General features: G+C 73.1%; 1 protein-coding gene (running past one end of the window). It reads right to left on the bottom strand.

Annotated features, from left to right (window positions below):
* Positions 1–23695 carry the 5' end (the start) of a hypothetical protein gene (locus ABZ738_RS06365; RefSeq protein WP_357211498.1) on the bottom strand. Its footprint begins 27806 nt before the window's first position, so 23695 of the gene's 51501 nt are visible here — the first part of the coding sequence; it begins with the start codon at positions 23693–23695; its stop codon lies beyond the left edge, outside the window.

Here is a 23695-nt window from a genome sequence, read left to right as displayed (position 1 = left end):
GGACGATCTCCACCAGGCGGGCCAGTCCAGCCCAGTCGCCGCGACCGGCGCCGAACTCGTAGAGCAGATCGTTCCCCAGCAGAATGGCGCCGGGATACTCTGCCACCTGTTCTTGCAGCTCACGGGACTGTCCGCCGGTGGACAACCGCAGCGACAGCCAGATCGTCACCCCGGCCGGCTCGGGTGCCTCCGGCTGGAACGGCACCAGCCAGGCGCCGGGTACGCGCGCCCGCGCCAGCTCCTCTACCGCCCGGAGCGGGTTGGCACCGGCGGTGAACCGGTCGAACAGTTCGGTGGCCTCGGTGGGCTCTGCGGACGCCAGCGCGGCGGCCTGGATCGCGCGGACGTGGTAACGGTGGAGAGACGCCGTGCCCTCCCGGTTCCAGACCCGCCAGAGCTGCTTCGGACCGAGGGCGTACTTCTGGTATACGGACTCCGCCCACGCCTGGTAGTCCGTGACCACCTGCTCGGTCGTGGGCTGCCCATCGCCCGACACGGCCGGTGGCCGCTGGGTGTTCGCGTACAGAGCCACCGACTCCGGTGCAGTGTGCAGCCGCTCTGCGACCTCCAGCAACCGGTCGACACCGAGCCAACTGCCGTCGTCGTTGAGCAGGGTCGGAAGGTTCGACGGGATGGTCCACGACCGCTTCACCAACCGGAACAGCCGATCGGTGATCGTGTCGCCCGACGACCGCCCCGGCCAGTCGGAGCGGGCCCGGATCGACGTGGCGACGTCGTACGCGACATCGAAGCGAGCGTCGCCGGAGTCCTCGTTCAGCCGGTCGAGACCGTCTTCGGGTCCGAGCACCCTCGGGTCGACGCCGAGCATGGCGGCGAGGGCGAACAGCCGGGCCGGATCGGTCACCCCCAGGCGGCGGGCCTGGTCGACGACCCCGTCGGGCACCGTCCCGATCCGGAGGCTGAAGGCGTCCACCCAGCCCGTGCTGATCCCCAGCCGGTCGGCCAACGCCGTTCGTGCCAGCTTAGACAGGTTCATCCGATTCGCGAGTTCTCGCAGCAGTTCCAGGTAACTGCCATTACTCTCCGAGGACAACTCGTCGAAGAGTCTCAAGCTCTCCGTCTCCGCAGTGGAGTCCAGTCCCCACTGCCAGGTGAGCCACAGCCCCCGCAGAGAATGGGCGCTGGACACCCAATCGCGATCCGCCCTGATCCCCTGGTCGGTCAGGAACGTCAGCAGCAGGTTCGTCGCCTCATAGCTGTCCGCCGGGATCGACTCCGCACCGCCCCAGATCCGGGTCAGCACGCTCGTCATGACCGGCTCGACACCCTGCGCCCAGAAATCGGCTTCCCGAGGCAGCACGGGGACGATCGGTGTGAGTTGGTGCAGGTGCACGCCCCACTGAGTGGCCAACTCGATCAGCCCGGCCTGGGGCTCGCCGGCGGGCAACCCGAACGCACGCGTCGCTGCCAGGTCCCCGCCGCCTGACCACCGGGCGTACTCGAGGGGCCTGGACGGCTCCACCTCCATCCTGGCGGCCTCGTCGAGTACCGCGAGGTGGTCCAGACCTGGCCGCCTCATCAGGTCGTGGTGGATGACCATCTCACCAACGCCGAACTGCTCACCGAACCACGTGGCGAACCACTGGTCGGCGGCCCGCTCGGCGGGCAACGGGCTGATCTCCGCGTAGTCCCGAAGGGGCCGGTACGGATCCCTGATGCGGTCGAGGAGGTTCACCGCGCTCAGCGTCCCCGGATACACGAAGACGTGTTGCGTCTCCTCACCCAGCAGGTCGTACAGCTCTCCCGGCGTCAGTCCGTCGGGACCCAGGGTCGACGGGGTGTGCGTGGCGATCCACAACGCCCACCACGGCGCGTCGGTCACGGTGTCGAGGCTGTCCCGAAGGTTCGACACCAGTTCCGCGACGGAGAGCCGGTTCTCCGCCGGTACCGGCGGCGGAGTGGTCGGCAGCAGACGCACCGCCGACCGGAACGGCATCAGGTCCCGCGAGTCGGCCGCCATCCGCCAACTCCATTCGAGCACGACCTGCGGCCGCACGCCCATCCGATACGCCAGTCTCGGCAAGTCGGTGGCCACCCGGCCGATCGTGCGGGTCAGGTCGAACAGCCAGTGCGCCTCGCCGTCGTCCAGTGCCATCCGCTCGGCCAGACCGACCATGCGGGGCAGGTCGGCCCAGGCGTTCGCGGCCAGGACCCGCACCTCGTCGGCGGTCACCCCGAACCGGGCCGCCCACCGGGCCGCCTGTTCCTCGCTGACCGGGGGCACGCTGCGGTACGACGGAGGCGGCGTCAGCGAGTCGAGGAACCTGCTGACGTCGTCCATCGGTCGGTCGCCGAGCATCCGGTAGAGCAGCAGCTTCAGGTGCCGGGACGACGAGTCCGCCAGCAGCGACGTGATCGGGAAGCCGAGGCGACCGCTCAGCAGAGCGGGCCAACCGTCCGGCTCACCGGATTCGCGATGGCCGAGTTCCGGCACCGCAGCCGGATCACCACGATGATGCTGCTCCCACGCCCAGTTGAAGGCCGTGACCAACAGGTCGGCCGGCAACGCCTCCAACAACTCCAACGACACGCCCCGGTCGTTGAGCCACCGCAGGACGGGTAGGTCAGCCGGATCCAGGATCAGCCGCCTGCCGACATCCGCCAACATGATCAGGTCGTTGTCGGTGTACACCCCGTACTGACGTAGCCGCCGTCGCAGCTCGGCCGACAGTTCCCCGGCCGCGATCTCACTCCGCCCGACCATCGTCGCGGCCAGCACGCCACCGAACACCTCGAGCGCGTACGGGTCCACGCCGAGTTCCACGGCGAGCGCGAACCATGCCTGCCGGACCACGGGCACCTGCACCGCACTCGACGGGTTCGCGCGCAGCGACGCCAGTTCCCGGCGGAGTCCGGCGACCTCGATGCGAAGTGCGGCTACTTCCCGCGCCGCACGACGTCTCTCATCGGCGGCGCCGGCCAACGCGGCGCGCACCTTGTCGACGTCCGCCGACACCGTCGCCAGTTCCGCCTGCACCTCGGCGAGTCGCGTGACCGGTGCCGCAGCGTCGGGAAGCGACTCCTGGTGTGGGTGCACCCGACGTCGCAGTTCCTCCGCGTGACCCCGGAGACCTTCCGCCTTCTGGTCGAGGCCGGTCGCCTTGGACTGCCAGTAGCGGTGCTGGTACTCCGCCGACCAGTGCGTCTTCTCGGCCTGGACCAGTTCGGCCTCCGCGTGCGCCAACGCGGCGCGCGCCTGGGTCAGCACCGCCGCCAACGCCAGCGGCTCGATCTGGGACGGCTCCGGCACCCGCTCGATGAGCTGCACCCAGCGCACCATCCGGTTCAGCCGGTCAGCGTCGGCGACCTGACCGTTCTCGTCGAGCACCGCCAGCGCCCCGGCCAACCGCAGGAACGCGGCGCCGTCGAACCCGTTCGGTTGACTCCTCAGCAGGTGGTCCCAGGCGTCGGAGCCGCCGAGCGCGTCGGTGAGCATGGCCTGCTGCTCGGCGTTCAGCCCCGACACCGACGGTGACTTCCGCTCGTAGGTGGGCGACTCCTCGTGCAGGGGACGGGCGTCACGCTGGATCCGGTCGGCGGTGTCGGGCGACACCGACAGCTCCACCGCGTCGTCCAGGCGGATCGCCAGTGGTGACGCGTCCGGCGAACCCGCCGGAGTCACCTGCGCCAGCAGGCCGACCCGGATCCGCTCGCGCGCGGTCTCGCCTCGGCCGGACCGGCCCAGCCGCACCCCGCCGAACATCGCCAGCTCGACCCGGAGCGGACCGGCCGCCGCGCCCGGTCCGCCGAGCGCACCGGGCAGCAGCGCGGTCAGTCCCGGCGCGGAGAGCGCGTGATGGATCCCGTCCACCCCGGCCGGGTCGGCCAGCACCGGGTGGTCCCGCACGCCACCCGAGGCACCCGCCGGCCGGTGCACCGCCCAACGACCCGAGCGCAGTTCCGCGACCACCGCGTCGTGCAGCGTCCGCGCCGCCGTCGGGGCGATCGCGCTGACCCGGACCTGTCCGTTCCGTACGTCGTGCTCGGTCACCGACTGCGGCCGTAGGCCGAGCGCGCGGAGCGTCTCCCGCGGGCCATCGGGCAGCGCCGGCACCCGCTCGACGCCGGTGGGAGCCGTCCGGGGCATCGGCTGCGCCAGCACCTCGTCCGCCACCGTGACCCGCTGGTCGAGCAGCACCGCGCGGGTCTGCGGCAGATCCGTGACCGGTTCGGAGCCCGTGCTCCCCGCCGGCACCGGCCCGGTGTGCTCCAGTCGCACCGTCACCAGCAGCGAGGACGCGTATCGGTGCGCACCGTCGGCCGACTCGACATGCCGGTAGGCACCGGCCGGCTCGGTCTGCACGACCAACCGGAACCGCTCGTCCCCGCCTTCTCCGGAACGACTCGGCCGCATGGTCACACCGGCTCGAAGCTGCGCGGGAGACAGGTCCTTGAGGCGCTCGGTGGAGAGCAACTCGGTCAACCGCTCGGCCGATCGGCCCGGCGTACCGACCACCTCCCAGCGGCTCCGCGAGAGTCTCCGCACGTACGTGCGAACCAGGCGGGTCGCCGCCTCCGCCGCCGGATTCGGCACCGCCGGATCCGGTGCGGTCAGGCTCTCTTGGTCGTACGCCAGGGGAAACGCTGCGGACGGTACGAGCGCGGGCGGCGAGGATCCGACCGCCACCGGCGCCTCGGTCGGGTCGGGCGGACTGCCGTCCATCTCCACGTCGCCGTCGTCGTCCACCGAGGCCGGGCTCGACGCCACCGACGTCGCGGCGGACGCGGACGTGACGACGGGATCGGACCACACCGGACCCAGCCCCGGCACGGCCGGCCGGGAAGACCCGTACTGGTACGGCTCGTCCCTACCGGCCAGGATCAGCAGGGCAGCCTGGGCCCGTAGTGCCGGATCGGCGTGCAGCGAGGCCAGCCAGCGCCCGTCGGCTCCCAGCTCCCGCGCGGCGCCGCCATCGCGAGCACGACGGCGGGCCCCGGGAAGCTCGAACTGCCGGGCCCAGAGGGCGGCGTCCTCGATCGGGCGTCGGGCCGACCGGACGAGTTCCGCGATCATCAACACGCGCGCCTGGACGGTGCCGGGATCGGTTGGCGCGTCCATCCCGGTCCTGAACCGGATGATGTCGCCGGATCGCGGTGCGGCGCCGATCCACAACGCTCCGCGCTCAGCGCCGTGGTAGGCGAGGAAGTGCTCGTACGTCGGGAACTGCGGAAGGCTCAACTGCGCGCGATAGACGTCGAGGTCGTCGAAGGGTGCCACTCCGGCGGTGGTCAGGACGTCGCTGTGCGAGTAGTAGAGGTGCGCGAGTCGGAGGTAGGCGGCGCGGTCCGTTCCGTACCCGTGACGCACGTCCACGTGCACCTGGCGCGGCCGATTGCCGGGATTCGGCCCGAAGGCTCTCAGCACCTTCGTCAGGTCGGCCCAGCCGCCGCCGTCTGAGGCGAACGTGAAGCTGACGTGGTCCCAACTCAATCCGCCTTGCTGGAAAGCGGCACCGGGAACACCGTCGAGAATTCTCGCCAGCCGCGCGCGCGGTCCATCCGCCAGTTGGCGCACCCTGAACCTGATGTGCACCCCGTCGGGCACCGCGACGTCCGGCAGGAACGGCACCCGGGCACCACGGATTGATCCGCGTGTCACCGTCTCGATGGCATCCAACACGTCCTGACCGGTGTTCGCGGCCAGGCGGCTCGTCATTCCCGCCAGATCGTCGCCCGCGTGCTGGATCGCCGCGAGGCGGATCTCGGCGACATCGCCCCGCGCGAGAATCGCGGAACCGTCGCCGTTCCACACCCGCCACACGTCGATCGGGTCGAGCCCGTACCTGTCGCGCAGGCGCTCCGTCCACTCCTGGTAGGCGGCGATCACCTGCTCGTCGGTGGGTTGTGGGCGGCCGGGAACGAACGGCGGCCGGTTCGTGTTGGCGTACAGCGCCACCGGCTCAGGCCGCCCGCCCAGCCGCACCGCGATCCTCAGCAGCCGAGGCAGACCGAGCCACGAACCGTCGTCGTTCAGGAGCTGCGGCAGCCTGCGCAGCAGCGTCACCACCTGGGCCGGTGCGACCTCGGACGACTGCACGACCCGGAACAGATCGTCGGTCAGGGTGCCGTGCATCCGTCGGGTCGGCCAGTCGGGCCGGGCCCGGATCGAGGCGGCGACCTCGCCCGCCGCACCGAGGCGGTCCGATCCGGGTGTGCCGTTGAGTCGTCCGAGATCGTCGTCGGGGCCGAGGATGCGGGGGTCGACGCCGAGCAGGGAGGCGAGCGCGAACAGGCGCGCGGGGTCCGCCACGCCCAGCAGGGCGGCCTGCTCGACGATGCGCGTCGGCACCGAGCCGATCCGGAGGCTGAGCGCCGTCACCCACTCCTGGCTGATCCGCAGCCGGCTCGCGAGCGCCGCCCGTTCGTGCTGCGGCAGGCCCACCCTGCGAGCCAGGTTGCCCAGTGCGGTCAGATATCCGGCCTCGATCAGGTGCCGCAGAGTGGTCGCCCGCGAAGGGTCGGTGTCCGTCGTCCAGTCCAGGCCCGTCACACCGGTCATCCACCGGAGCAGCCGAGGATCGTCACCGGCGGTCATCGGAGGCCAGGTGTCGGCGGACAGGGCCATGTCCGCCAGGGCCCGAATCGGCAGGACGGCTGCGGACTGGCTCGCCGGGACTCGCTCCACCGATCCCCAGACCTGGGCCAGCAGACGTCCCGGCAACTCGTCGGCAGGAATGGCCGCTGTGCCGTGGTCCAGCAGGTGCATCACCGGTTCGAGTTGGTAGAGGCGCAGTTCCCACCGGCGGGTCAGGTCCGTCAGGGCAGGGGTGGAGAAAGCGTCCGGTAGCTCGTCCGACCGCATCACGGTCAGATCACCGCCACCGGTCCGCCGTGCGTGATCGAGGGCCTCGCTCGGTTCCGTCCCGAGCCTGCGTGCGTCGTCGAGCACCGCGAGATGGTCCAGCCACGGCCGGCTCGCCATGTCGCGGGTGATGGAGCCTTCGGGTACGGCGAAACGCTCCTCGAACCAGTCGCCGAACCAGTGGTCCGCGTTCCGCCCGGTCGGCAGGGACGAGAGCGGCTCGATACCGGCGGTGTAGTCCTCGGGAAGGTCCGCGACCATCTGGGTCAGGTCGGACGCGTTCTCTGTCCCCGGGCTCTCGAAGATCCCCGTCGGGTACGCCCGGATCCGGTCCAGCAGTTCGCCGGGAGTGAGCCCGTCAGGCCCCTCGCTGGACGGCGTGTGCGCGCCGACCCACAGGACCCACCACCACGCCTCGATCCCGTGAGCGACGGTGCTCTGTAGGTGCGCCACCAGTTCCTGGACGGTGAGCCGGTCGGCGTACGTCACCGACGCGTCCGGGGCCGCCACCAGGCGTAGCGCCGACCGGAACGGCATCAGGTCCCGTGGGTCGGCGTCCATCCGCCAACTCCATTCGAGCAGGACCTGCGGCAGCGTACCCGCCCGGTACGCGAGCCTCGGCAGGTCGGCCGCCAACCGGCCGATCTGCGACGTCACCGTCCACAGCCACTGCGCCTGCTCGCCCGCCAACCCCATCTGGTCGGCCAACCCGACCAGGCGAGGCAGGTCCACCAGGGGACTCGCTGCCGCCGTCCGGATGGCGTCGGCCGACACACCGAACCGGGAGGCCCACGCGGCTGCCTCCCGCTCTCCCACCGGGCGCGGTACCGAGACGTTCCCGCCCTGCTGGAGGTCCACCGGCCGATGCCGTACCAGATCGGTCAGGAACTCCTCGATCTCGGCCATCGGCAGGTTGCCGAGCAACCGGTACACCTGCAAGCGCATGTGCCGCGACGGCAGGTACGCGGAGAGCGTCGTGACCGGGAAGCCGAGCCGCGCACTCAACACGGCATACCGCAGGAGGTGCCGAGGCGTCCGGAAGCCCAGTTCCTGGGCAAGCCGGAGCACCCCGGCTGCGACCGCCGCACCCTGCTCAGCGTTCATGATCGGCACCGGCGAACGCCGTACCACGACGTCCACCAGGTCACGGATCATCAGCAGGGCGGACCACCAGTCCTGCATCGACTCCGACCACTGGCCACGATCGTCGTCCCCGGACGGCTGCGTGGCGCGACCCACCGGCCGGGCCGCCACGGCGGCGTCCCGGAGCACGTCGACGAGCCCGTTCAGCGCCGGTGCGCCCGCCAGACCGAGTTCCCGGGCCACCGATGCCGGGTCGTCGCCCCGGAGGTGCTGTTTCGAGGCCCAGGTGACCGTCGTGTTCGCCAACTCGTCCGGAAGGCCGTCCACCAACTCGAGCGGCACACCCCGGTCGTTGAGCCACGCGAGGGCTGGTACGTCGGACGGACCCAGCGCCATCCGCCGACCGAGGCCGGCCAGCAGCGCCAGGTCGTTGTCGGTGAACACCCCGAGCGGCCGTAGCCGCTGCCGCAGGTCGGCCAGGAACTCCGTCGGCGAGGCGTCACCGCGCCCGACCGCCACCGCAGCGACCTCACCGCTCATCACTTCGAGGGCACCCGGCTCGACACCGAGCTCGATGGCGATCGCGAACCAGGCCCGCCGGACGGTCGCCAGCCGTGCCGACCCCGACGGATCGGCGACAAGACGTTCAAGACCGTCCCGTAGCCGGGCGTCGACGTCGCGTCGCAAGCTCAACTCGTCCAACGCATGGGCTTCATGCGCGACGGCAGCCGGCAACGCGTTCGTGACCCTGTCGCGCTCCCGGCGGAGGGTGGCGAGCTCGGACGCCGCCGCGCCGTCGGTCACCGTCGCGGACAACCCTGCGATCCGACGGTCGAGGCCGCGCTGTTCGGTCTCCAGGGACCGATGCTGGTACGCCGACGAGCGGAGCACCTCTCCGGCCCGTTGGAGGGCGTTCTCCGCCGCCGACAACTCCGCACGCGTCTGCGTCAGCACCGCCCCCACGGCCAACGCCTCGACCTCGGACGGGTCCGGCACCCGTTCGATGACCTGCACCCATCGCGCCAGCCCGGCCAACCGCGACCGATCCCGGACCCGACCGCTCTCGTCGATCACCTCCAACAGCCCCGCCAGACGCCAGAACGCCGGGCCGTCGAACCCGAACGGCTGACTCTCCAGGAGCCGGTCCCAGGCTCCCGGCCCGCCCGACACGTCGGTCAGCAGCCGCTGTTGTTCGTCGCTCACACCCCACGCCGATGCCGCGGCCCGCTGATACGCCGGGGGTGCCTCGGCCTCGTACGGCGGCGTACGCACATCGAGGATCTGATCCGCCAACTCCGGCGGCATCGACAGCTCCACCGCCCCGTCCAGGCGGAACGCCAAAGGCGGTGGCGACCCGGCCGGACCCGCCGGAGGTCGAACCGTCTCCCGCAGCGCCACCTGCACCAGCAGGCCCGCCCGGACGCGTACCTCCGGAGCACCCGCTCGGGTCACCTGACCCAGCCGGACCCCGTCGAACGCCGCCAGCCCGACCGACAGCGGGCCCACCGCCACCGGCTGCCCGCGCAGCGCGTCGACCAACCCCGGCTCGGACAGGGCGTGGGACAGCCCGTCCAACGTGACCGGATCGGCGAGCACCGAACGGGACCGCACACCGGCGCGGGTCCGCGCCGACCAGCTCTCCGCCCACCGGCCCGAGGTCAGCTCGGCCACCACCGCGTCCTGCAACACCCGCACCGATGCCGCGATCCCGGCCACCACGACCTGCCCGGGCAGCGCGGCTCCTTCGGGCACCCGCAGCGCTGCGAGCCTGAGCGCTTCCAGTGTCTCGTCCGGACCGCCGGGCAGCGCCGCCACCTGCTCCACGCCGCCGCGCCGGATCCGCACTCCCGGCTGCCGCAGCACCTCGTCCGTCACCGCGACCCGTTGATCGAGCAGCACCGCCCGCGACTGCGGCAACTCGGACGCGGACTCGAGCAGCGGCCCGACCGGCACCGGGCCGGTGTGTTCCAGCCGCACCGTCACCAGCAGTGGCACTCCGTACCGGTGAACGTCCCCATCCGATTCCAGGTGCCGGTAGGAACCCGCCGTCTCGGCCCGGACCACCAACCGGAACCGCCGGTCCCCGGTGCTGCCGACCGGACGCAGGACGACCCCGGCGCGCAGCACACCAGCCGGCCAACCGGACAGCGCCTCGACGGTGAAGAGGTCGGCCAGCGGGCCACGTGGCACCGGTCCGCCGGGTTGTGGCGCGGTCACCTCCCAGTCGTGCTCCGCACGCCCCGGCGCATACGCGTCGACCAGGGCCACCATCGCCCGCGCGACCGGCTCATCCGGTGCCTCCGTCGCGCTCACGGACGCGGGGACGGTCCGCGAACCGGACGGCGACACGGCCCGCGAGCCGGACGGCGACACCGCCCGAGACACCGCCCGCGAGGTCACGCGCGAGCCGGACGGTGACGACTCGGGCGACACGATGGCCACCTGCTCGTGCAGCAGGGGGAACGCCTGGGACGACAGGAGGACGGGCGGCCACGACCCGACCCGCACCGGCTCCTCCGCCGGATCGGGCGGGCTCGCGGTGATCTCCATGTCGTCCGGATCGCCGCCGGCCGAATCCGTCTCGTCCATCCCGGTCGACACCGACGCCGCCAGCCGCACTCCCCAGCCCAGCCGCTTGTCCAGCGCGGCGAGGTCGGTCCGCAGCCCGTCGAGCGACTCCTCGACCGCCGGATCGTCGACGAGCGGCGTCAGGAAGACCCGCTGCCGGCTCGGGTCACCGCCGTTCAGCTCGGTACGCAGCGTGTCACCGAGCTGGGCCAGCAGGGCGGCACCACCGAGGACCTGGTGGTCGGCGGCGGGTCGGCCGTCGAGCAGCGGCAGCCCGTCCGGGCCTGCCTGGTAACCCACCACCAGGACGTCGTCGATCTCGGCAAGCATGGGCAGTGCCGCCCAGACCTTGAGGGGTACGTGGCTCAGGTCCGCACCGGGCCACCAGAGGGTCGCCGCCCCGTCATCGGTCGCCCTCGTACCTTGGAGTATCCGGATCAGCCACTCGCCCGACCGATCGTAGGACGGGCCGAGCGCCGACCGGGAACCGCCCGACATCGCCACCGGCTCCAGCACCCGCATCACGAGCAGCGGAAGCTCCCGGTCCAGGTCCTGGACGTGGCGTGCGGGAACGACCCGCTCGACCAGCGTCCTCGCCCGGGTGACGGCAGGAAGCGTCGGATCTCCCGCCGTCGTGTGCACGTGCCACGCCGCACGCAGTCTCGGCATGGTCAAGCCACCCGGACCGTACGCGACGGCCGCCAGTCGTCCCGCCGCCAGCAGGGCACGCCGGGCGGCGAGCGCGCCGGAATCGGGTTCGGCCGGATCGCTCAGGCCCAGCCGGTCCGCCAACCCGGTCAGCGCGTCGACCGCGCGCGACGGTGCCACGAGCGGAGCGACCGGTCCGACGCCGGCCAGGTGGAGCAGGGCGTCCACCACGTAGTACAGCTCGTAGTCGGCGGACTCCACCAGCCTGAACGGGTTCCTGTCGAGGTGCGGGACCCCGACGGCACCCCCGGATGCCGGGACGTACTCCGCGCCGAAGGCGAGGCGTACCAGCTCACGGTCGCGGTCCTCGACCGCGTGGAGCACGTCGTCGGTGACGGCCGCCGGAGTGTCGGCGGGTGCGATCGCCGGTCGGAACACGTGGACGAAGCCCTCGTCGACGGTGGCCCCGACCTGACCGGCCAGGATCCGGGCCAGCCAGAGTCCTGCGCTGACCACCGCCCACGGCGTCTCCTGGCCGGGGCTGCCGATCACCACGCGCGCGTGTGGCACACCGGTCAGGTCGGGCTGCCCGTCGGCCGGGCCGATCCAGGCCCGGTCGCCCACCGCGACCACATGCCAACCCGGATACAGCTCGAAGGTCCCGACGCCCACATTCCGCATGAGGTACGGGAAGGGCATCGGCAGGAACGGTGGCCGCGAACTCGGGTGGAGCAGGTAGTAGGCGGCGAACGGGGCCAAGGTCGGCGCGTGCGTCCGGGAGAACGGCAGCAGGTGACGGGCGAACTCACCGGCGGGTGCCACCAGGTCCGGGGCGACGATCAGCCGCTGGCCGTCGTCGAGCGCCGAGGAGAGCACCGCCAACTCCTCGACGGTGAACAGCCGGCCTCCCGGCGCGCCGTGCAGTTCCACCAACGCGTGGGCGGGCAGCGACGACGCCAGCTCGGGCAGCACCTGCTCGGCGTCGCCGAGGTCGGTCAGGTGGATCAGCACCTGTGGACGACCGGGATGGGCGAGCCGAGGTGGCGGTGTCACCACGACGCCCTGCGGACGGACGACGCTGCCCGCCACGATCGCCTCGACGACGTACCCCGGAAGTGGCGGCACCTGTGCCTGCGGTTCCCGTCGCCAGTCCCGCGCCACACCGTCGGAGTCGAAGTCGAATTGCACGAGGTGTGCCTGAGCCTCCAGCGGCAGGTTCAGGTATCGGGTCATCGCCTCGGCGAAGTGTCGGAGCACGCCGTCGTGGCCCCGCGCCAATCGGCCACGGACTCCGGCGTTGAACCCGCCGAGGCGGTCGACTTCGTGCAGGAGTGTCGGCGTCACGTCGATGCGGGACTGCGCGGCACCCACCGCGGCGATGATCTCTGTCGCCCGAGCTTCGCCCTGCGGTTCCAGTTCCGGCCGCATCCACCCGGCGATGCTGTGCCCAGGGCTGCCGACATCCACCGCTGTCGAGGAGAGTTCGTCACGGACCCGGGCGTCGTGGACGAGCGAATCCAGCGCGACGCCGTCGGGGCGGCCCGCCGGCAGCCGGCCGACGAGCGTGACCTGCTCGACATGGACCAGCTCGTGCATCAGCGTACGGAGCAGGTGTTCGACGGAGCCGTCGGCGAGCCCGATCGTCCACGACCGCCGGTCGAATCCGCCCAGGTGTCCCTCGGCCGGTTGACCGATGTGGAGGCCGTCGGGTCCCAGCTCGGGCAACCCGGCGTGCCGCAGGACGAGGTTCGCCAGGTTCCGCCAGCCGTCCTGCTGCGCGGCTTCTCCCGACCTGCCCGAGAGCCGCCCGTAGTCGGCACGGACCAGCTCGCGTACCGCCTCGTGCATCTCGCGGTCGGCGGTCACGAGAAGCCGGTGGTCCAGCAGCGGATTCGTCGGCGCGAGCGCCACGGCGGCTTCGGCCGGCACGGGTGGGCTGGCGGTGACCTCGGCGGACTCGTCCGGTGCCGGTCCGACCCCAGCCGCGCCGGCACGATCTGCCGCACGGCCGGGCCGAGGTCCGGTGGCGACGCCGACCGGCACCGCGTCCGGCATGGTGTCCCAGGCGAACAGCCGGTCCAGTTGCCGTTCCCGCTCGATCGCCGGGCCCTCCAGAGGCAGCGCAGCGTACTCGACGAGTGAGGCGGCGTACGCGGCGTTGGCACGGATCGTCTGGAGCGCCAGTTCGGCCCCACCGCGCAGGGTCCGGGCCGGGTCTGCGTCGTTGGCCCGCTTGCGCTGCACGGTGTCCTTGTACACCCGGTACAGCTCGCGCCGACGCGCCTCCACCGCCTCGGTCGCCCCCCGATCGGCACCGAGCCTCCCCCGGTACAACTGCTCGCCGTACTCGTGGTCGTCGGTGCCCGGCACGGCCGGGTCGTCCAGCGCGGCCTGGAGCACCCGGTCGTCCTCGACGGCGAGGTGCCGCCGCAGGTCCGCCACCGTGCGGTGGGTGGCCGCCAGGTAGCGGGCCATCAGGAAGTACTGCTCGACGTGCTCCCACTCGTGGCGCATCGTGGTGACCACGGCCTGCCACGTGTCCAGCTTGTCGGAGAGCAGCAGACGCCAACGACGATGTTCGAAGCCACCGTGCAGATCATGGCCTTTGTCAGTGCCAGGACGGCCGGGGGCGTTGAGTGTCGGATCGAACTCCGGCACCGGCACGTGTCCCGGCCCGGCCGGATTGAGCGTGTCCGACAGGTACGCCCAGAGCTCCTCCTTGGCCTCCAAGGTGGGCTTACCGGTGAAATTGTGCCCGATCCGGCGCGCCGCCTCGTGGTACTCGACCAACCGGCGGTCCTCCGGCAGGTGGCGGTCGGGTCGCTCGGCGACCAGATCCTTCATCTCCAGCCGGCTCAACCGCTGCTCCGGCAGGCCGCGCAGATACGTGCTCAGCTCGTCCCACACCTCGCCGGGTGGGTTGCCCCCGGGCGCACCGACCAGCACCAGCGTCTTCGCGTTGTCGGGGCGGGCCAGGAACCCGGTGATCACCGACTCCGGGGCGCCGGGCGGCCGAATCCAGATCAGGTTCGGGTACTCCACCAGGGTGTGCCCGGCGGCCATCGGCCGGGTCCGGACCCTGTCGCGCAGGGTGGTGTCCTCGTCGACCAGATACCAGCCGTCGTCCGCCGACGCGCCGCCGGGCAGCCGGGGGAACGGCACCGGCGTTCCGGCGGTCACCTGACCGACCGGTACGGCCATGACCGCCCCCGCCGGCAGGTGCCGCTCCACGAGCGACCGCAGTTTCTCCGGCGTCACCCGCCGCCCGGTGCGCGGCACCTCCACCTGCTGCCGACGGGTGACCGCCGGGTCCAGGGCACGGAGGTACCGGCCCACCACCCTCATGTCGGTCACCGACCGGTCGACCCGCAACGCCTCCCGACCCGCCACCAGCGGTGCGCCCGCGTCCTCCGCCGACGTCGGGGCCGCGCCCCGATAGAGCCGGTAGGTGTCGGCCTGCTCGTGCCGGATCTGGTATCCCTCGGGGACGGCAGCCGCGCGCACTGCTGTCTGTTCCTCGCGGGCTTTCCGCTCCTGCTCGGCCTGCCACGTCCGCAACGCCTGGTCGAGCTCGCGCCGCTGCCGGACCTCCTCGGCCTGCCGGACCTCCTCGGCCTGCCGCGCCGCCGCCCGCTCCTGGATGACGAGCGTGACGCGCTGCTCGTACGTCAGGCCACGGCCCTCGCCCCGGCCGCGCAGCACCGTCCACTCGGCCTCGGTCAGCGGGCCGGGCAGCTCACGCGGGGGCAGCAGCACCGGTTGCCGGTCCCGGTCCAGCACGATCCGGACCCCACGGTCGCCGTACGGGCTGCGCCCCTGCTCGGCTGCCTCCACCTGCTGCCGGAGCTGTCCCGCCCGGGCCTCGTCCGCGCCTGCGGCGACCAGGTCGTCCAGCTCCGCCCGGCCGCGCTGCGCGAACGACCGCAGTGCCTCCACCACGTCCCGCCGCCGCAGCGGCGACAGACCCGCGCCGAGCCCTTCGCCGTCGAGGATCCGCTGCTCTCCTGCGGACGGGCCGACCACCGGCGGCACCGGCGGGGGTCCGTCCGACGTCGGGACCGGTGGCGCGGGCTGCTCGTCTCGGGAGTGCGTGACCTCGCCGGTCACCACGGCTTCGAGATGGGCGATCCGGTCCGCGCGCCACATCCGTTGCGAGACCGAGCCGCCCGGCAGGGCGTCCCAGGCGCGCAGCTCCGCCAACTCCGCCTGCACCTGCGCGGTCTGCCAGGCCCAGTTGCGCTCGCCGACGACCAGGTCGATGCGCTGGTCGAACGGCAGCCCCCGGCCCTCGCCCCGCCCGGCCAGCACCTCCTGTTCGGCCTCGGTCAACACCCCGGCCTGCGGTGGCTGTCGCACCGGGGCGACCGTCCGCACCGGCGGGGCCGTCCGGTCACCGGCCGAGGCGCCCACCATGGCTTCCAGGTCGGCGATGTGCTGCGTCCGCCATGCCTGATCCGACGTCGGCTCGTCCGGCAGCGGCTGCCGGTCCCGCAGTTGCGCCAACTCGACCCGCAACTGCTCGGTCTGCCAGGCCGCGTTGCGCTCGGTGACCACCAGGTCGATCCGCTGGTCGTAGGAGAGGCCCTCGCCCGCGCCCTGTCCGGCCAGCACCCTCCATTCCGCCCCGGTCAGCGGCAGGCCGCGTACCTCACGCGGTGGCAGCAGTTCCGGTCGGCCGTCCCGGCCGGGCACCACCCGCACGCCCCGATCCCCGTACGGGCTGAGGCCCTGCTCGGCCGCCTCCACCTGCTGCCGTAGCCGGGTGGCCCGCCGCAGGTCTGCTGGACCGCCTGCCGCCGTGAGGTCGTCGATGCGGGTCCGCGTCTGCTGCACGAACGATCGCAGCGCCTCCACGGTCTGCACCCGCCGCGCCGGTGACAGCCCCTCGCCGAGACGCTGACCCGCCAGGATCCGCCGCTCCGGCACCGACGGGCGCTCCACCGTCGGAAGCGGCGGACGCTCCATCGTCTGCACCGGGGGTGCCGACTCTCCGATGCCTGGGCGCTCGCGGATCACCGACGGACTCTCGGCCGGTCGCACCGGCGGAACCGCTTCCTCGGTCACCGGCGGCAACGCGTCGTGCTCGCCGACCAACACGGTCTCCGGGCGCTGGGGCGCCGGCTCACGGACCTGCCCCGGCACGGTCCACTCCACCTGCCCGGTGGGAGTACCAGAGGTCTCGCGCGACCGCAGGCTCGGGCGGCCCTGCTGGTCCAGGACGACCCGGAACCCGTCGTCGCCGTACGGGCTGAGGCCCTGCCTCGCCAGCTCGACCTGCCGCCGTAGCTCGGCGATGCGGGCCGCACCGGCCGCAGCAGCCGTCGGGCCCTCCATCCAGGTCTCGGCGCCCCGCGCGAACGACCGCAGCGCCTCGACCGTGAGCACCCGATGTCCCGGCGACAACCCCGCGCCCAGACCCGCACCGTCGAGGATCCGCTGTTCCCCTTCGGACGGATCGGTGATCCGCCGCGTACGCGCCTGCAGGTGGGCCAGCTCCGGCGGCAGCGTCGTCGGCGTCTCGACCCCGGTCGCCTTGCTCTGCCGTGCCCAGGCCCGCTCGTTGAGCACCAGGTCGACCCGCTGGTCGGGACGCAACCCGAAGCCGGCACCCCCGCCCTGCAAGATCTCCCGCTCCGCAGGCGTCGCGTTCTCCCACGCCCGCGCACTCCGGTCGGCGGTCGACGTTCCCGCCGGCGGCCTCGGTACCGGTACGACGATCGGCTCCGGCGTACGCCCCGCCAGCGTCGACTGGATCTCGGCGATCCGCTGCGACCGCCACACCCACTCCGAGATCGGCTCACCGGGCGTGCGCACCTGCCGCCGCAGGTCCGCCAACTCCGCCCGCAACCCCTGCTCGGTCTGCCGCGCCCAGGCCCGCTCGTTGAGCACCAGGTTCACCCGCTGGTCCGGCCGCAACCCGAAGCCGGCGCCCCGACCGGCCAACACCTCCTGCTCGGCGGGCGTCGGGTTCTCCACTCGACGGGGGCCGGCACCGGACGGCCTCGATACTGGTGCCGGCTCCGGCGTACGGTCACCCAGCGCGACCTGGATGTCGTTCATCCGCTGGGAGCGCCAGACCCACTCCGAGATCGGCTCACCCGGCGTGCGCACCTGCCGCCGCAGGTCCGCCAACTCCGCCCGCAACCCCTGCTCGGTCTGCCGCGCCCAGGCCCGCTCGTTGAGCACCAGGTTCACCCGCTGGTCGGGACGCAACCCGAAACCAGCTCCCCCGCCATGCAGGATCTCGGTCTCGGCGGGAGTCGCGTTCTCCCACGCCCGGGCGCTCCGCTCCACAGCCGACTCACCCGCAGGCGGCCTCGGCGCCGGGACCTCGACCGGTTGCTCGCCAAGCGCCGACCTGATCTCCGCGATCCGCTGGGACCGCCACACCCACTCCGAGATGGGCTCGCCCGGCGTCCGCACCCGACCCCGCAGATCCGCCAGCTCCGCCCGCAGACCCGCCTCGGCCTCAGCCGCCCGCCGTGCCCAGTTCCGCTCGTTGAGCACCAGGTTGACGCGCTGATCCGGCCGCAACCCGAACCCCGCACCACCACCCCGCAGGATCTCCAACTCCGCGGGCGACGCGTCCTTCCAGGCCCGCGTGCTGCGCTCCGCAGCCGACTCACCCGCAGGCGGCCTCGGCAACGACACCTCGGAACGCACACCCAACGCCGACGTGAGCTCGGCGATCCGCTGATCCCGCCACAACCACTCCAGCCCGTCCGGCTCCACCCGCGTGGTGGCGGGGGCACCGGGCGTGTCGACCTCCAGCGCCCGCAGTTCCGGTCTGCCACGCCGGTGCAGCACGACCTGGACCCCGCCGTCCCCGTACGGGTTGAGGCCCTGCCGCGCCAACTCCACCTGCCGCCGCAACTCGGCGGTCCGCGCCGCCCCCGCCGCAGCCGCCCTCGGCCCCTCCAGCCAGGTCTCGGCGCCCTGCGCGAACGACCGCAGCGCCTCCACCACCAGCACCCGCTGATCCGGCCGCACGCCTGCGCCCAGCCCCGCACCATCGAGGATCCGTTGCTCCGCCTCGGACGGGTTCTGCCCCCACTGCTCCCGTGCCCGCAGGTCCGCCAACTCCGCCCGCAGACCCGCCTCGACCTCAGCCGCCTGCCGCGCCCAGTTCCGCTCGTTGAGCACCTGGTTGATCCGCTGGTCGGGGCGCAGCCCGGCACCGGCGCCCCCGCCCTGCAACACCGTCAACTCCGCCGGAGACGCGTTCGCCCACGCCCGCGTCCGCCGGTCAGCAGGCGACTCACCCGCAGGCGCTGTCGGCACCGGCACGTCCACCGGCTCCGGAGCGCGTCCGCCCAGCCTCGACTCGATCTCCGCGATCCGCTGTTCCCGCCACACCCAATCCGCGATCGGCTCACCCGGAGTCCGCACCCGGCCCCGCAGATCCGCCAGCTCGGCCCGCAACGCGTCCTGCGCCGCTTTCGCGTACTCGGCCGAGATCCGATCATTGAGCACCACGTTCACCCGCTGGTCGGGGCGCAGCCCGGCGCCCGCGCCCCCGCCCCGTAGCACCTCGATCTCCGCAGGCGACGCGTTCGCCCACGCCTGCGCCCGCCGGTCAGCTGCCGATCCGGGCGCGGGCGCCTTGCCACTGGCCGCTGCGGGTTCCTGGCTGGTCGTCGACTCAGGTCTGGTGCCCGGCTCGGGCCTGGGACTCGACTCCGGCTTCACCGTCGCGGCAGGCGTGCCCTCGGTCGGCGCGACCTGGGATGGTGTCGGCCCGGCCGGTCGTCCGGTCGTCGGCGCAGACTGCCCATCACGGATCGGCGTTAACGGCTCGTGCGTTCCGGTACGCGGCGTCGACGACCCTGCCGACGCGTCCGTCCGTCCCGTTCCGGGCCCCGGAGCGGACTCCAGACGCTTCGTGCCCGACTCCGGGCGCTGCCCGAACGGCTCACCAGGTCGCGGTGCCGGGTCACCGGGCGGCGGGTCCTTGCGCAACGTGCCGGGCTTGACCGGAGCGGACTCCGACGGAGACTCCAACCGCCGGTTCGCCGACTCCGGACGCTGCCCGAACGCCTCGCCCGGCCGCCCCGCATCGCCCGTCGGCCGGTCCTTGCGCAACTTCCCGAGCCCGGCCGATCCCGACTCCGGCGACGACTCCAACCGCCGGGTGCCCGACTCGGGACGCTGCCCGAAGGTCTCGCCCGGCCGTCCCGTGTCACCGACGGGCCGGTTTTTCTGCAACTTGCCGGGCGTGACCTGCTCCGACTCCGGCGACGACTCCAACCGTCGGGTCCCCGACTCCGGACGCTGCCCGAACGCCTCACCCGGTCGCGACTGCCCCGGCGGCGTGGTGACGTCGCCCGGCGTACGGGAACTCTCGCCCGCCCGCGTCCCCGTGCCCAGGTTGACGTCATCACCCGGCTTGGGTCCGCCACCGGGCTTGACCTCTGCGCGCTTGGCCGCACCCTCCAGGAGGTCCGCCATCTGCCCGTGCAGACTGTCGCGGGCCGCAACGGGCTGTCCGGCCGGCCTCGGGCCCGGCGCGGCAGTCGGGCCGGACCGCGCCCCGAAGACCTCGCCCGGCTGCGACCCGGCCGGCGTCCGGGTGTCGGTGGTCGTGATGCGGTCCGGGACACGCTTGGCACCGCTCGGCGGTGCCCCCTCGGTGCCGGAGGGCGAACGTTGACCACCCTGCCCGGCTGGTGCCCGGGTCTCGCCCCCGACGCCCCGGGGCGTGTCACCGACATCCCGGGCGCCACGGGTGGCCCAGGCCGGGTTGTCCACCGTCGGCTCGATGTACCGGTCCGGGGTCACCGTCTCGGTACGGCTGCCGGAGCGCGGATCCCGCATCCCCATCGTGCCCTGCGACCCACCGGTACGCGACGAGCCGCCGCCCTCCGCCCCGGTCGAGCGCCCCGGTTGCGGGCTGCCGGTGTCGGTCCTCGGCGTCGGCGTGTCGGTCGACCGGGGCGGCGTGGTGACGTCCCCGGTTCGGCCCGGTCCCGTCCCGCCGCCGTCCAGGCCCTGCCGTCCCGGCCGGACCGGGCTGCCGTCGACGTCCGGCCGGGCCGGTCGACCGCCGAGCTGCTGGCCCTCGCCGTACCCCTTCCAGCTTCCGCCGGAGGCCGGCGCGTCCGGGGTGGTGCCCCTGCCCCCCGGTGCGATCCCGCCGCCGGTGTTGCCGCCCGGTCCCGCCGACTTGATGACGACGGAGGGCGGTTGTGGGGCCGGCGCGTCACCGCCCCGACGGAACATGCCCCCGAAGTCCTTCAGCGAGTTGATCAGACGGTCGGTCGTCCCGCCGCCGAGCCGGTTTCCGGGGCCGGGCATGTCCGCCCCCGGAGTCGGCCGGGAGGTGACACCGAGTGGTGCGGGCTCCGGTGGATTGAGCTGCCAGCCGGGGCGGCTCTTGATGTCGACCATCTGCCCCCGGCCCCGGTCCAGTCCGGAGACGGCGGACTTGCCGGGGGTGTGCTCCTGCCAGGAGTAGTAACTGCCCTCCGGGGCGCGCCCGCCGGAGTCCGGCAGGACGCGGTTGTCCCGGTCGGGCATCCGCATCCAGCGGTCCGACGACTGCTGGTTGCCGGCACCGGGCCGGCCCTGCACCGCCTCGTCCGGCAGACGGACCCACTTCTCACCGTTGATCTCCCGGACCTGTGCGGGATACTCGCTGACCTGGTTGTTCCCGGCCGGTCTGGACGAGACACCGAACTGGTCGTCCCGGACCGCCTTGCCGTCGCCCAGGCGACGCCCGGCGCCGGGGTCGGGTGGATCCACCGGATCGGTCCGGGGCGGTCGGCCGAGCCCTCCCGGGCCGTGCGGCTCGCCGCTGGATCCGCCGAGACGCACACCCGGCGGTTGCTCCGGTCCACGTTGCAACAACAGGAACTCGGTGCCGAACTTGTCCCGACGGATGTGCCAGTCCCACTCGCCGGTGTACTGGTCGCGGCCCGAGGTCTTGGGGGGTGGCGCCTCGGCAGGTGGCGGGACCGGACCTTTCACCTCCGGGTCGGGTCGCGGACCGCCGGGCCCCTTCGGCCCCACCGCGGGTACGGACGTCTGGTCCGGATAGGGCGCCCGAGCGTCGATGCCGTCGGGCCCGGTGTGTCGCGGACCGCCGGGCATGGGCTTCGTCGGCAACGGGACCTGCTTGAGCGGAGTCTCGACCCCCGGCTGACCGCTGAACTGCCGACCCGCGCCCCCCTGCGCGTCGCCGCCGACGGGCCGCCGTGGGGTCAGGTCGGCGATGTGATCGTTCAGGCGCTGCACGACGAGGGCGTTGCCACCGGTGGGCTGCCCACCGGGGCTGTCGGCGAGGATCCGTTCGCGCAGCGCGCGCATCTCGGTCAGCGTGCCCGGCCGGCTGGACTGCGACACCCCGGGTTGCCCCTTGCCGCCGCCTCCCTCGGTGATGAGGTCGCGGATCCGCGCGTCGAGGTTGGCCTGCACCGGGTTGGTCTTGCCCGGCTCCGGCGCGCCCTTCGAGGACGCGCCCACCGGGGCGGTGTCCGTGGTCGGCTTGCCCTGCCCGACGACCGGCGGCTGGTCGCCGTTGGTGCCGCCGGGACGGGAACCGGGCGGGACGTCGGTCGGGACCTGTTCGGGTGTGTCCGGCCGGGTCGTCGCATGCGAGGTGGGTCGGGGTGACGTGACCGGGGTGTCCGGCCGGACGGCCGGCGGTTCGCCGGAGACGGGTGCCCGGTCGAGAGGTGGTCTCGTGGTGACCGGGGTCCTGACGTCGGCCGGCAGGTCGGTGGCGGCGAGGTTGCCCCGTGGGCCGGGCTGCCCGGCGGGTGGCACCGGTGTGGACGGCTCGGGGGTGGCCGGTCTCGGGGTGGACGTGGGGACGTCGACCACCTGGTTGGCCGGGATTCCCTCGACGGGACGCCCTGGACGCGGGGCCCCGCCGATGGTGCCGCCGCCGGGCGTGTTCACCGGGTTCCCCTCGACACCCGGCTGGACCGGGCGGCCGGGCGGTGGCACCGACACCGTGGCATCGGGAGTGGTACCGGCAGGTCTGCCAGTCGGCGGGGGAACGTCCGTCACCGCGCCGACGCCACCGGGCCGTGCCACGGGCGGATCGACCGTCAGGCCCTGGCCCGGCGGCGGAGTGCCGGACCGGACCGGTTCGGGGGCGATCGGTGACACGTCCCGGGCAGGGCCGTTGACGGGTACGTCCCGACCCGCGCCCGGGGTCGCGGGCAGGTCCGGGCTCGCGGCGGGCGGCCGCCCACCAGCGGGGGTGGCGGGCAGGTCCGGGCTCGCCGCAGGCGGCCGCCCACCAGCGGGGGTGGCGGGCAGGTCCGGGCTCGCCGCAGGCGGCCGTCCTCCGCCGGGCGCCGGCTCGGGCGTCAGCGCCGACGGCGGCCGAGGATCGGCGGCGACGGCGCGCGAAGGCGGCGCGGGCGCGTCCACTCCGGCCATCGCCGGCCCACCCGGCGTCCGCGTACCGACGGGTGGCGCACCCGCGTCGGCCTTCGGCGGCGGGGTGGTGCGGGCGGGCGGTGGCAGGCTGCTGGCCGCGTTGCCGTTGCCGACCGCCGGTGGCCGACCGTCGGGCTGCGGCACCCCGGCGCGGGGTTGCGGTTGGGCTGGTGGTGGCGTGTTCACCGGGCCGTCGAGGCGGGCCGGTGGCGGTGTGGTCCGCGCCGGCGCGCCGCCGAGCGCCGAGGGTGGGGGTTGGTCGACCGTGGTGGGTCGGGTCGTCCGCGTCGGCGCGGCACCACCGGCGTTTCCCCGCCCACCGACCGGGCGGACCGGTGGCGGCGTCGAACTGGCACTGACCGGGCCCGGCGTCGGGGGCCGACCACCGACAGCACCGTACGGGGGTGGTGCGCCGAGCGGAGGTCCGTCCGGCGAGCCGACGCCCGGTATGTCGCCGCGACCGGTCCGCACGTCCGGGGTGGGGGTATCGCTGGGTCGGCCACCGGTGTTCGTGCCGTCCAGGCCCTTGACCGTCGGCACGTCGGTCGACTTCGGCCCACCGCCGCCGACCTTGCCGAGTCCCCGGGTGGAGAGTCCGAACAGACCGCCCAGACCGGCGGCGGCACCGACGCTGATCCAACTCTCGTTGGTGATCTCGAACTTGCCGTCGACGTGCGACGCGATCGCCTGGGCGAAGACCTCGGCGGCAAGTTGGGTGGAACCGAACACGGCCGCGCCGACACCGAACTGGAACGACAGGTTGATGATGGCCCGCAGCGCCGTGGCGAGACCGGCGACCGCCCGCGCCATCGCCGCGACGAGCGCGGCAAGCGCCGGGCCGATCGCGAAACCGACGATGAAACCGAAGAGCAGTCCGAAGATGACGCTCAGGATCGTGACGAGCGACTGTTTGCGGAGCTCTTCGAGCTTCTTGCGGATCTCGTCCGCCATCTTGCGCAACCGTCGGGCCCAGCGGCGACACAACTCGGCGGTGTTGCGGAGGTTCTTCTCAAGATTGGGCAACGTGCGGGTAGCCGCTGCCCGACCGCTACCCTGCCAGTTGCCGACCTGGTTCAGGGCCTTCGCCGGTACGAGGCGCAACCGATCGAGGTCCTCGGCCTTGGCCTCCCACTGCGCGGCGAGCGCATCGAGTTTGTCAGGATCCGGATGGGTGTCGCTCGCCAT

The organism is Micromonospora sp. NPDC047793 (assembly GCF_040642635.1).
In the GTDB taxonomy this organism is placed as follows: Bacteria; Actinomycetota; Actinomycetes; order Mycobacteriales; family Micromonosporaceae; genus Micromonospora.
Note: the sequence above shows the minus strand (reverse complement) of the source record. Positions and strands in the feature narration are given on the sequence as shown.